This is a genomic window from Methylobacterium ajmalii (assembly GCF_016613415.1).
GTDB lineage: Bacteria > Pseudomonadota > Alphaproteobacteria > Rhizobiales > Beijerinckiaceae > Methylobacterium > Methylobacterium ajmalii.
Genome location: NZ_JACWCT010000156.1, coordinates 1 through 12,131, shown reverse-complemented (window position 1 = coordinate 12,131; position 12,131 = coordinate 1). Strand labels below are relative to the sequence as shown.

Below are 12,131 nucleotides of genomic sequence, written 5' to 3'. Positions count from 1 at the left end.
GGTGTGCTCCCTTGGTTCGTTGGGGTTGGTTACGGCAGGTCCGGCGCCTCGCGCTTGTGCCGGACGAGGTCGACGAGGAGCCGGTCGCGCTGCGCCACCATCGCGTCCCGGTCGCGCCCGTCGAGCGCCTGTTCGAGGCCCTCGACGAGGGTCGCCTTCAGCTCGGGGGTCAGGCGCGGGTCGCCGAGATCGGCCCACATCGCCTCCATCAAGGGTCCCAGATGGTCGAGGGTGTGGGCGAGCCCCTTGGATCCGCCCGAGAGGTGGTTGAGCAGGCACGGCCCCATCAGGGCCCAGCGCAGGCCCGGGCCGTGGGCGATGGCGGCGTCGATGTCGGCCACCGTGGCGGCGCCGGTGCCGACGAGGTGGAACGCCTCGCGCCAGAGCGCCGCCTGGAGCCGGTTGGCGACGTGGCCGACGAGTTCGCGCCGCAGGCGGATCGGCCGCTTGCCGAGGTTTTGGTAGAACGCCATCGCGGCCGCGACGGCGCCCTCGTCGGTCTTTTCTCCCCCCAGAACCTCGACCAGCGGGACGAGGTGGGGCGGGTTGAAGGGATGGCCGAGCACCACCCGGCCGGGATGGCGGCAGGCGGTCTGGATCGCGCTCGGGGTCAGGCCGGAGGAACTGGTCGCCAGCACCACGTCGGGCGCGGCCGCGGCGTCGAGACGGGCAAAGGTCTCGTGCTTGATCTCCAGGCGCTCGGGACCGTTCTCCTGGACGAAATCGGCGTCGGCGGCGGCTTCCTCCGGACCGGCCACGAAGGTCAGCCGCTCGGGCGAGGCGCCGGGGCTGAGACCGATCTGTTCGAGGATCGGCCAGTGCCGGGCGACCGTCTCGCGAAGAGCGGCTTCGGCGCCGGGAGCCGGATCGGTGGCGACGACGGCGAGCCCGCGGGCGAGGCATTGCGACACCCACGACGCCCCGATGACGCCGGTGCCGATCACCGCCACCCGTCCGATGACCGTGCGGTACGCGCCGGCCTGTCCGCTCGCGTGGTTCATCGCGGCGCCCTCCCTGATCGGATCTGCTGTCGGGGCTTGCCGCCCGATTGACCCGTTGAGATAGTTATATCACATTACAAATCAGGTTTGGCAATCCGGCGCGAACGGCCGGAGCGAGAATCGCAAGGAGCGCCGCATGGGGGAGGACCTGTCGGGCCTCGGCACCGAGTCCCTGGTCGTCACGAGGCGGGACGCCGTGGCGATCGTCACCCTGAACCGCCCGCACAAGCGCAACGCCCTCGACGACGGCATGGTGCTGGGGCTCGAGCGCATCGCCCGGGGGCTGCCCGACGACGTGCGCGCCCTGGTGATCGCGGCGGAAGGCCCGCATTTCTGCGCCGGTCTCGACCTCGCGGAGCTGACCGAGCGCGATGCGCCGGCCGGGATGCTGCATTCGCGGATGTGGCACCGGGCCTTCCACGAGATCGAGTTCGGCCGGGTGCCGGTGGTGGCCGCACTGAAGGGCGCGGTGATCGGCGGCGGGCTCGAACTGGCGCTCTCGGCCCATCTGCGGGTCGCCGAATCGTCCGCCTTCTATGCGCTACCGGAGGGCCAGCGCGGCATCTTCGTCGGCGGCGGCGCCTCGGTGCGGCTGCCGCGGCTGATCGGCGTCTCGCGGATGCGCGACATGATGCTGACCGGCCGCGTCCACGATGCCGAGAGCGGCGAGCGGCTCGGCCTGTCGCACTACGTCGTGGCGCCGGGCGAGGGGCTGGAGCGGGCGATCGCGCTCGCCGCCCGGGCGGCCGAGAACGCGCCGCTCACCAACTACGCCCTGATCCACGCCCTGCCGCGCATCGCCGAGGCCGACCCGGCGACGGGCTATCTCACCGAGGCGCTGATGACCGCGGTGGCGCAGAGCGACGCCGAGGCCAAGCGGCGGCTTTCGGAGTTCTTGGAGGGGCGGGCGAAGAAGGTGCGGGAATGATCCCGATGAGTCGCACCATGTCCTGACACCCTCCACGTCATCCCGGGGCCGCGAAGCGGAACCCGGGATCCATAACCGCTGAGGTTCCAGGACGTAGCGGGGCGCGTTCCGCCTTTTCAGGCACCGTCAGCGGTTATGGATCCCGGGCTCTCGCCTTCGGCGAGCCCCGGGATGACCCTGGGAGGTGGAAACGCAGCGGGTGACAAGTCAAGCGCAGTTCCCCTCTCCCGTGTGGGAGAGGTTTCAGGGGTGAGGGTGGCTCGGGTTCAGGATAAAACACCAAGCGTTAAGCTGCGCAGCCCAACGCTTCAGGATTATTGCTGCACCGTCTCCACCCTGCGCGATCTTTGATCGCCCCTTACCCCTCTCATACTCGGGAGATGGGATCCAGCGACTTATTTTTACTCGCGATCACCAAGACAACACGCCTGACATCATCGTCATGAATTCCAAAGCCCGGCACCAAGACCGGCCACCCCCGGAGGAAACCATGCCACGCCGCCCCATCCGCCGGCTCGCGCCGGCGCTCGCCGCCCTCCTGTCCCTTCTCGCCCCCGCCGCGGCCGCCGAGAGGCCGGTGAAGATCGGCGTCCTCAACGACATGTCGGGCCCCTACGCCGACTACCAGGGCCAGGGCTCGGTCATCGCGGCGCAACTCGCCATCGAGGATTTTTCCAAGCAGGCCGGGCGGCCGGTCGAGCTGGTCTCGGCCGACCACCAGAACAAGACCGATATCGGCGCCTCGATCGCCCGGCGCTGGTTCGACCAGGACGGCGTCGACCTGATCGTCGACGTGCCGAACTCCGCCGTGGCTTTGGCGGTGGCGAACCTGGCGCGGGAGAAGAACAAGGTGTTCATCGGCTCGGGCGCCGGCACCGCCGAGCTCACCGGCAAGCAATGCTCGCCCAACACCGTGCACTGGACCTACGACACCTGGTCGCTCGGCCATGCGCTGGCCAAGGCCCTGGTGCAGCAGGGCGGAAAGTCCTGGTACTTCCTCACCGCCGACTACACCTTCGGCAAGGACCTCGAAGGCTCGGCCGCCGAGGAGGTCAAGGCGATGGGCGGCAGCGTGAAGGGAGGCTCGCGCCATCCGCTCGGCACCTCCGACTTCTCGTCCTTCCTGCTCCAGGCGCAAGCGTCGGGCGCCGACGTGATCGGGCTGGCGAATGCCGGCGACGACACCTCGAACGCCCTCAAGCAGGCGGCGGAATTCGGCATCGCCCCGGGCCAGCGCCTCGCCGGGCTGATCCTCAACATCACCAACATGCCGGCGCTCGGCCTCAAGGCGACGCAGGGCGTCTACATCGTCACGCCGTATTACTGGAACCTCGACGACGGCACCCGGGCCTTCGCGGCGCGCTATGCCGCCCGCCACCCGCGCCACGCCATGCCGAACGACATGCAGGCCGGCGTCTACTCGGCGGTGGAGCACTACCTGAAAAGCCTCGGCACCGTGAAGGACGCGGGCGACGGCCGCAGCGTCGTGGCGGCCATGAAGGCGATGCCGACCGACGATCCGATCTTCGGCAAGGGCCGCATCCGCGAGGACGGCCGCAAGCTCCATCCGATGTACCTGCTCGAGACCAAGACCCCGGCCGAGAGCAAGGGCAGCTGGGACTACTTCAAGCCGGTCCGTACCGTGCCGGCCGAGGAGGCCTGGCGCCCGCTCGCCGAGGGCGGCTGCCCGCTGGTGAAGGGATGAGACGCATGGAGACCCATCGTTTGGAGACGCATCGTTTCACCGCGCGCGACGACGGCAGCCTCGTCGTCACCGCGACGGCGGCGCTGCCGCCCTATCCGGAGCGCCTGACTGCGCACCTGGTGCGCCACGCCGCCGAGGCGCCGGACCGCCCGTTCCTGGTCCGGCGCGGGCAAGGCGGCACCGAGCCCCTGACCTACGGGGCGGCGCTCCGCGCCGTCGAGCGGATCGCCGCGGCGCTGCTCGCCCGAAACCTCTCGGCCGAGCGGCCGGTGATGATCCTGTCCGGCAACGGCTTCGAGCACGCGCTCGTCTCGCTCGCCGCCCTGCATGTCGGCATCGCGGTGGCGCCGGTCTCGCCGGCCTATTCCACCGTATCGCAGGACCATGCCCGCCTGCGGGCGATCGTCGACCTGCTCACCCCCGGCCTCGTCTTCGCGGCGGAGGGGGCGACCTATGCCGCCGCCATCGCGGCGGCGGTGCCGGCGGGCACGGAAGTGGTGATCGGCGACGACGCGGCGATCGGCCGGCCCGCGACGCCGTTCGCGGACCTGATGCAGGCCCACGATCCCGGCTCCGTCGCCGCCGCCCACGCCGCGGTGACGCCCGACACGGTGGCGAAGCTCCTGTTCACCTCCGGCTCCACCGGCGTGCCGAAGGCGGTGGTGAACACCCACCGGATGCTCGCCGCCAACCAGGCGATGCTGCAGGCGCGGTTTCCCGCGCTCACCGCCGAGCCGCCGGTGATGGTCGACTGGCTGCCCTGGCACCACACCTTCGGGGGCAACCACAACTTCAACCTGGTGCTGGCGAATGGCGGCATCCTGCACATCGACGAGGGAAGGCCGACGCCGAGCGGCATCCGCGAGACCGTGCGGGCCCTGCGCGAGGTCGCACCCACTCTCTACCTGACGGTCCCGAAGGGCTTCGAGGCCCTGGTGCCGCACCTGCGCGACGACGAGGCTTTGCGAAGAAACTTCTTTAGCCGGCTCCAGGTCACGTTCTTCGCCGCCGCCGGCCTGCCGCAGCCGGTCTGGGACGCCATCGACGACCTCGCCCGTCGGACCATCGGCCGGACGGTGCCGATGGTGACGGGGCTCGGCGCCACCGAGACCGCGCCGCTCGCCCTCGTCACCGACGACCGCCCGGCCAAGGCCGGCCAGGTCGGCCTGCCGGCTCCCGGTGTCGCGCTGAAGGTCGCTCCTGTCGGCACCAAGCGCGAGGCACGGGTGCGCGGGCCCAACGTCACCCCCGGCTACTGGCGCCGGCCGGACCTCACGGCAGCGGCCTTCGACGACGAGGGATTCTACCGCCTCGGCGACGCGCTCGTGCCGGTCGACCCCGACGATCTCCTCCGCGGCTTCACCTTCGACGGGCGCCTCAACGAGGATTTCAAGCTCACCACCGGGATCTGGGTCAGCGTCGGGCCCCTGCGGGCCGCATTCCTCGACGCGTTCCAGCCGCTGGTGCGCGACGTCGCCATCGCGGGCGAGGCGCGGGACGAGGTCACGGCCCTGGTCTTTCCGGACATCGCCGCCTGCCGGGCCCTCTGCGGCGAGACCGGCGGCGACGAGCGCGTCCTCGCCCACCCGGCCCTGCGCCGCGATTTCGCCCGGCGGCTGACCGCCTTCGCCGCCAGGGCCACCGGCTCGTCGAACCGCATCGCCCGGCTGCTGCTCCTGGCCGAGCCCCCGGCCCTCGACCGCGACGAGGTGACCGACAAGGGCTCGATCAACCAGCGCGGCGTGCTGCGCAACCGGGCCGAGGCGGTCGAGCGCCTCTACGCCGCGCCGCCTTCCCCCGCCATCATCGTCCCGGAGACCGCATGACCCCGCCGCAAGACTCGACGTCCGACCACGAGGGCTTCACCCATGCCCGCACCCTGACGGTGGAGTGGGGCCATTGCGACCCCGCCGGCATCGTGTTCAACCCGCGCTTCTTCGATTTCTTCGACTGGTCGACCGCGATGCTGTGCGAGGCCGCGACGGGCCTGCCGAAGGCCGGGATGCTCGCGCGCTACGACCTCCTCGGCATCCCGCTGGTCGAGACCGGGGCGCGGTTCCTGAAGCCCTCGCGCTACGGCGACCGGGTCGAGATCGTCTCGACGGTGGTGGATGTCGGCCGATCGAGCTTTGCCGTGCGCCACCGCCTTCTCAAGGACGGCGAACTCGCCGTCGAGGGCCGCGAGCGCCGGGTCTGGGCCGGCCGCCACCCCGACGATCCCGCTCGAATGAAGGCGGCGCCGATCCCCGAGGAGCTGGTGCGGCGCTTCCGGGGGGAGTGAGCCTCAGTCGGTCTCCTCCGCCCCCTCGTCGCCGGCCAAATCTCCCACCACCTCCCGCGCCCCCTGCTCCAGGCGGCGCAGGAAGTCGAGGAGCATGGTGCGCTCGTCCGGGTTCAGGAAGGCGGCGATGCGCTCCTCGTGCGCGGCCTCCCGGCGGTGGAGTTCCGCCATCAGGGCCTCGCCGGCCTCCGTCAGGAACAGGGATTGCGAGCGGCGGTCGGTCGGGTCGGGCTCGCGGCGCACCAGGGCGCGGGTCTCCAGCGCGTCGAGGAGCGGGCCGATATTGGCCCGCTTGATGCCGATCGCCGCGCCGACCTGGCTCGGGCGCGCGCCCGGGCTGCCCTCGATCACCGTGAGCACGCCGAGCTGGCTCTGGCGCACGTCGAGGTCGGCAAACAGCTCGACGAAGCTGCGCGACACCGCGACCTGCGCCCGCCGCAGGGTGTAGCCGATCAGGCCTTCGAGACGGGCAAGGCCCGGGGAATCTTCGCTCGGCAACGCTGGACGGGCCCGTGTTCGACCGTGGGACTGGTCCGCCACCTGCCCGCGAACGGGCCCGGGCGCAAGCGGGGTGGCGCGCCCGGACCCCGGCCCCTGGCGATCAGACCGCCGCCCACGCCTCCCGGTCCCACGCCGCCTCGACCTCGAGCGAGCGCGTGTCGCGCTTGCAGGTGGCGAGCGCGGCATCGCGCCCGTCCTCGCGGTAGGTCACGGCGAAGTCGCCCTTGCCCACCTCGCCCTCGATCCGGGGCTCCTCGGCCGAGCCGGCATGGCCGACGTAGCGCAGGCTGGTGGCGTAATGCCCGCTCCAGAAGAACGGCGTCTCGGTGAACGGCGCCGTCTCGCCCAGCAGCGTGCGGGCGACGTGCTGGCCCTGGCGCTGGGCATGGACCCAGTGCTCGACCCGCAAGGGCCGGCCGCTGCGCGGATCCGGATACGACGCGACGTCGCCGATGGCGTAGATGCCGGGCGCCGAGGTGGCGAGATGCGCGTCGACCGCGATGCCGCCGCCGTCGTCCTTTTGCGCGAGCGCCAGCCCGGCCGCCGCCGCGAGGTCGACCCGCGGCGAGACGCCGGTGCCGAGCACCACGAGGTCGGCCTCGATCCGGCTGCCGTCGTCGAGGGTCAGCGCCGTCCCGTCGAAGCCCTCGACCTTGCGGCCGAGCCGGAACGTCACGCCCTTCTCCTCGTGCAGGCCCTGGACGAAGCGGCCGACCGCCTCGCCGAGAACCTTGGCCAGCGGCACGGCATCGGGCGCCACGACCGTGACGCTCTTCTCGCGGGCGATCATCGCGGCGGCGACCTCGAGGCCGATGAAGCTCGCCCCCACCACGGCGACCGAGCGAGCCTTCTCGGCCGCCGCGATCAGGGCGTCGGCGTCCTTGAGGCTGCGCAGGGTGTGGACCTCGGGCCGGTCGAAGCCCGGCAGGTCCGGCTTCAGCGGCGCCGCGCCGGTGGCGATCACCAGGGCGTCGTAGGCCAGCCGCTCGCCGCCGGCCGTCACGATCTCCTCCGCGCCGAGATCGAGCGAGACCACCCGGTCGCGCAGGAGCCGCGGGCCCTCGCCGCCATAGAAGCCGTCCGGGGCGAGCATCGTCTTCTCCCGGGGCGCCTTGCCGGAGAGGTACTGCTTCGAGCAGAAGGTGCGGTCGTAGGGCGGATCGGGATCGTCGCTCACCAGGGTCACGGCGCCACCGTGGCCGGCCCGGGCCAGCCACTCGGCGCAGGCGTGCCCCCCGGCCCCGCCGCCGATGACGACGACCTTGCCGAGCGAACCTTTGGCCGGCTCGGCGCCTTCAGGCCTCGATGCGGCCTCGCGCCGGCCGGTCACGGTGATGCGGCCGTCGCGCTCCTCGGCGCGGTAGCACGGCAGCGGCGCGAAGGCCGGGGCGCCGACCGCCTCGCCGGTCTCCAGGCTGAACCGGGCATGGTGCCAGGGACAGCGGATCTCGCCCTCGGCGACGATCCCCTTGGCGAGCGGCGCGCCGAGATGGGTGCAGCGGGCGCCGATCGCCGTCACCGCGCCGTCGCGGCGCAGGAGCAGCACCTTGTCCTCGCCGAGGGTGCCCTCGATCATCGCGCCCTCGGGCAGGTCGCCCGCCGGGATGCCGCGCGCGAAATCCGGCTTGTCGTCCGTCTTCCCGGTCTTCTCACCGCCCTCGGCCATCGTGCGCTCCCGTCCGTCGCGTCGTTCGTCGGCGGGCAACGCGCGGATGACCTTGCGGTGCCGTCAGGCGATGCCGCGGATGTCGAGGAGCAGGCGCTCGGGCCCGCGCAGGGACGCGCCCGCCCGGTAGGGCGGCGGGTCCTCGACGAGGCGGGGCTCCCGCAGGCGGGCGACCAGCGCGGTCAACGCCGCCTCGGCCTCGATGCGGGCGAGCGGCGCGCCGACGCAGTAATGCAGCGCGCCGCCGAAGCCGAAATGCTGGTTGTCCTCCCGGTCGGGGTCGAACCGGTCGGGGTCGGGGAAGCGGGCCGGGTCGCGGTTGCCGGCGGCGAAGAGCAGCACCAGGGGCACGCCCTCGGGAATGGTGACGTCCCCGACCGGGATCGGCGCCCGGGTGAGCCGGGTGCGGAAATGCACCGGCGGCTCGTAGCGCAGCAACTCTTCGATCACCCGCGGCGCCCGCTCCGGGTCGGCGCGCAGGCGCGCCAGCTCGTCGGGATGGCGCAGGAGCGTCAGCATCCCGTTGGTGATGAGGTTCACGGTGGTCTCGTGGCCGGCGATCAGGAGCAGGATCGCGGTGGCGACGAGGTCCGGGTCGCTCATCCGCCCGGCTTGCGCGTCCTTGGTCGTGGCGAGCCCCGACAGCATGTCGTCGGCGGGCGCCCGGCGCTTCTCGCGGATCAGGTCGCGCATGTAGGCCGCGATGGCGTCGAAGGTCTCGGTGTTGCGGGCCCGCAGGTCCTCGTCGTTGCGGCTCTCGGGCTCGAGCGCGGTGGCGAGCTGCGTCGCCCAGGCGTGGAAGCGCGCCTCGTCCTCCCGCGGCACGCCGAGCATCTCGCAGATCACCGTGACCGGGAGCGGATAGGCGAGGTCGTCGACGAGGTCGAAGCGGGTCGCGCCCGCGCGGGCTCTCAGGCACTCGTCCACCAGCGCCTCGGTGCGCCGCTTCATGCCCCGCACCCGCGCCACCGTGAACTGCCCCATCACCTGGCGGCGCAGGAGGCCGTGGTCGGGCGGATCGCGGAAGATGAAGGGGCGGTGGCGGTCGGTGATCCAGTCCTTGATCGGGTTGACGAAGAAATCCTTGATCGGGTTGCCGGTCGCCGGGTGCTCGGCCGGCGGCAGGTCTTCCGAGCTGACCCGGGGATCGTGCAGGAGGGCGCGGATCGCCGCGTAGCCGCTCGCCACCCAGGTGCCGTCGTCCTGGCGCGCGACGGGCTGCGCCCGCAGGCGGGTGTAGAGCGGGTAGGGATCGGCGCGGTTCTCAGGGTCGCGGACCTGCGCGAACAGGGTGCCGTCGGTGTCGGTCATGCGGAACCTCGGATGGGCCGCGCGTCAGGCGGCCTGCATGGACGGCAGGCCCGGCGGGAACGGCGCCGGGGCGGGCTGGTCGGCGCCGCCGGTGATCGGCGGGAACGGCGCACCCTCCCGGATCGGCGCCTCGTAGGCCGGCAGCCAGCGCCCGGCATTGATCGAGACCGCCGCGATCGTGCGGCCTTCATGGCCGTAGACCGCCAGGAACCGGCCCGTCCCGGGATCGCCCTGGACGATCGCCATCGCGTCGGCCCCCTCGAGCAGCCCGAGGGACTTGATGTTGAGGCCGAACTGGCTCGACCAGAAGGCCGGCAGCTCGGCATAGGCGCCCGCGGCGTCCGGCCCGTCCAGCATGGCGCGGGCGGCGTGCGCCCCTTGCGCGACGGCGTTGCCCCAATGCTCCAGGGCGACCGGACGGCCGCCGTAGAGCGGATGGGGAAAGCGCGCCACGTCGCCGGCGGCGAAGATCGCGTCGTCGGGCCGGCCGGCCTCGTCGAGGGCCCGGCAGGCGCCGTCGCAGGACAATCCGCCCTCGTCCGCCGACAGGCCGCTGCCGGCGAGCCAGCCGGTGTTGCGCACGGCGCCGAGCGCCACCACGACGAGGTCGGCCTCGATCGTGCCGCCCTCGGCCAGATGCGCGCGGCGCACCCGGCCGGCCTCGTCGCCCTCGAGCCGCGCCACGCGGGTGCCCGGGCGCAGATCGACGCCCGATGCCTCCATCCGCCCGGCCATGAACCCGCCGAGCACGCTGCCGAGCGCACGGGCGAGGGGCGCCGGCTCGGGATCGACCACCGTGACCGGAAGCCCGAGGGCGCGAATGCTGGAGGCGACCTCGCCGCCGATGAAGCCGGCGCCGAGGATCAGCACCCGTCCGGGCCGGGCGGCCAGCCCGGCGGCCAACGCCGCCGCATCGTCGCGGCCGCGCAGGGTGTGGACGCCCGCGAGCCGGGCCTCGTCGGCCTGCGGCCAGGGCCGGGCGCGGGCCCCGGTGGCGATCAGCAGCCGGTCGAAGGGCAGGCGCGTGCCGTCGGCGAGAAGGAGTGACCGGCCGGCGCGGTCGAGGCCGGCGGCCGGGGTACCGAGACGCCACTCGGCGTCGAGGGCGCCGACGCCCGGCAGGGTGGTGGCCCCGGCGGCGACCTCGCCGGTGAGGACGTGCTTGGAGAGGGGAGGGCGGTCGTAGGGCAGGTGGGGCTCGTCGCCGACGAGGATCAGGCGGCCGGAAAATCCGCCCCGCCGCAGGGCCTCGGCCCCGCGCAGGCCTGCGAGCGAGGCACCCGCGACGACGATGGTCCCGTCCCTCACGCCGCCCGCTCCGCCGTCTCGTCGTGCTCGACCCGGATGGCCCGGACCGGGCAGGCCTGCACCGCCCGGTCGATGGCGGCCCGCTCGGCCGCCGGCGGCGCCGGATCGTAGGCCAGGATCTCGTCGCCCTGCAGCACGAAGCGCTCCGGCGCCGCGTAGCAGCACTGGGCATAGGCCTGGCACCGATTCAGGTCGACGACGACGCGCATCCACGGCTCCCGGACTGTCCGCTGGAGAGAACCGCAGCCGCACGGCCGGGTTCCGGCGCCGTCCGGGGTGGCAGCACGACGCTGGATCGCGCCGCCGCTCGTCATGTCAAACCGATCGAATCCGATGAAAATGCGGTTTTTATCGACAGATAATCCTTGCCTTTTCGGTCACCGCGAACTTAAGGATAAGAGACCGATTTGCAGTGATTCCCGGGCCTGCGGCATGGACGAGACAGCTAACACACACGATCATATCGTCACGCTGACGGCCGACATCATCTCGGCATATGTCAGCAGCAATCATCTTCAAGGTGCGGAGCTGCCGAAGCTGATCGCCGACGTCTTCGGTGCGCTGAACGAGGTGGCGAAGGGCGGCAAAGCCGCCGCTGAGCCGGCCCATCCCAAGGCGACGCCGGCGGAGATCCGCCGCTCGATCAGCCACGACTTCCTGGTCAGCTTCGAGGATGGAAAGTCTTACAAGACCTTGCGCCGTCACCTGACCCTGCGCGGCCTGACGCCGGAGGCCTACCGCCAGAAGTGGGGCCTGCCGCACGACTACCCGATGACCTCGGCGAGCTACTCCGAGCAGCGCTCGGAGCTCGCCCGCTCGCTGGGCCTCGGCCAGCAGCGCCGCCGCAGCGCCGTGCGGGTCGAAGCGGGGACGGACGACGCGGCCGAAGGCCACGACGCCGAGCCGGCGGACGCGACGGACATCCCGGACGGCGACGCCGACGCCGCCCCCGAGGCGGAGGCTCCGGTCGAGAGCAAGCCCCGCCGCGGCCGCCGCGGCAACGCCTGAGGCGGAGAGCCCGACATCCGGCGGACGCAGCGGCATGCGTCCGCCGGCCTCGGAGACGGCCCGACCGCTCGTCCGCCGAAAGGCCGGAAGCGGATCCCCCCGCGTGGGGACGCCGTTCGGGGCTGCGAGGCGCAACAGAGCAGGCGAGCGGGCGAGACACGGCTTTGTTGGATTCGATGCGGATTCCGGGCCGGTGACCTGCAGCCCGGCGCGGGTCCTTTCCCCGAACGAGCGCAACGTCGGCGGACGGTGACCCGGTCCAGCTGGCGGCCTCGTGCGCCGCAGCCCTCCGTATATCGCGAATTTGCCGGCAAAATATCGGTTCTTCGTCATTCGGGGTTGATAGGGGCTCACAGTAGCCCCGCCTCCAAATCGGCCTCCAGGGTTGATAGCGGCATCCCGTAGTACCGCCAGGGGCCGTA

The 12,131-nt window shown here is 72.3% G+C and carries 11 protein-coding genes; 5 read left to right on the top strand and 6 right to left on the bottom strand.

The annotated features are described in order from the left end of the window. Positions 1-29: 29 nt before the first annotated feature. Positions 30-1,001, bottom strand: a complete 972-nt coding sequence (locus HPY23_RS27640; RefSeq protein ID WP_091882915.1) for a 3-hydroxyacyl-CoA dehydrogenase NAD-binding domain-containing protein — start codon at positions 999-1,001, stop codon at positions 30-32. A gap of 136 nt (positions 1,002-1,137) precedes the next feature. Between HPY23_RS27640 and HPY23_RS27635 the strand changes: the two genes are divergently transcribed. The 4 genes from HPY23_RS27635 (at position 1,138) to HPY23_RS27620 (ending at position 5,915) form a co-directional block, all read left to right on the top strand. Beyond that, positions 1,138-1,929 (top strand): crotonase/enoyl-CoA hydratase family protein, encoded by a 792-nt coding sequence (locus tag HPY23_RS27635; protein WP_060845307.1) that lies wholly within the window; start codon positions 1,138-1,140, stop codon positions 1,927-1,929. A 490-nt stretch (positions 1,930-2,419) separates the two neighbouring features. After that, the gene (locus HPY23_RS27630) at positions 2,420-3,634 is read left to right on the top strand and encodes an ABC transporter substrate-binding protein (RefSeq protein ID WP_091882912.1); all 1,215 of its coding nucleotides are present in this window, start codon (positions 2,420-2,422) and stop codon (positions 3,632-3,634) included. A 5-nt stretch (positions 3,635-3,639) separates the two neighbouring features. After that, complete coding sequence (locus HPY23_RS27625) at positions 3,640-5,460, top strand: feruloyl-CoA synthase (RefSeq protein ID WP_200602086.1); 1,821 nt, start codon at positions 3,640-3,642, stop codon at positions 5,458-5,460. Continuing rightward, positions 5,457-5,915: an acyl-CoA thioesterase gene (locus HPY23_RS27620; protein ID WP_091882906.1), complete on the top strand. Its 459-nt coding sequence runs from the start codon at positions 5,457-5,459 to the stop codon at positions 5,913-5,915. The genes HPY23_RS27625 and HPY23_RS27620 overlap by 4 nt, the downstream gene beginning before the upstream one ends. Positions 5,916-5,918: 3 nt before the next feature. Here HPY23_RS27620 and HPY23_RS27615 read toward each other — a convergent pair whose 3' ends face one another. The 5 genes from HPY23_RS27615 to HPY23_RS27595 all read right to left on the bottom strand — a co-directional run bounded on the left by HPY23_RS27615 (position 5,919) and on the right by HPY23_RS27595 (position 10,910). Then, positions 5,919-6,413, bottom strand: a complete 495-nt coding sequence (locus tag HPY23_RS27615; protein ID WP_175539866.1) for a MarR family winged helix-turn-helix transcriptional regulator — start codon at positions 6,411-6,413, stop codon at positions 5,919-5,921. A 103-nt stretch (positions 6,414-6,516) separates the two neighbouring features. Continuing rightward, positions 6,517-8,082, bottom strand: coding sequence for an FAD-dependent oxidoreductase (locus tag HPY23_RS27610; RefSeq protein ID WP_091882900.1), 1,566 nt, complete (start codon positions 8,080-8,082; stop codon positions 6,517-6,519). 63 nt (positions 8,083-8,145) lie between these two features. Then, complete coding sequence (locus HPY23_RS27605) at positions 8,146-9,393, bottom strand: cytochrome P450 (RefSeq protein WP_060845301.1); 1,248 nt, start codon at positions 9,391-9,393, stop codon at positions 8,146-8,148. A 24-nt stretch (positions 9,394-9,417) separates the two neighbouring features. Then, on the bottom strand, positions 9,418-10,701 hold the full coding sequence (locus tag HPY23_RS27600) for an NAD(P)/FAD-dependent oxidoreductase (RefSeq protein WP_091882897.1): 1,284 nt from the start codon (positions 10,699-10,701) through the stop codon (positions 9,418-9,420). After that, the gene (locus tag HPY23_RS27595; RefSeq protein WP_060845299.1) at positions 10,698-10,910 is read right to left on the bottom strand and encodes a ferredoxin; all 213 of its coding nucleotides are present in this window, start codon (positions 10,908-10,910) and stop codon (positions 10,698-10,700) included. The genes HPY23_RS27600 and HPY23_RS27595 overlap by 4 nt, the downstream gene beginning before the upstream one ends. A 223-nt stretch (positions 10,911-11,133) precedes the next feature. Between HPY23_RS27595 and HPY23_RS27590 the strand changes: the two genes are divergently transcribed. Further along, entirely contained in the window at positions 11,134-11,709 is a 576-nt protein-coding gene (locus HPY23_RS27590) for a Ros/MucR family transcriptional regulator (protein WP_091882894.1), read from the top strand. Positions 11,710-12,131 lie beyond the last annotated feature (422 nt).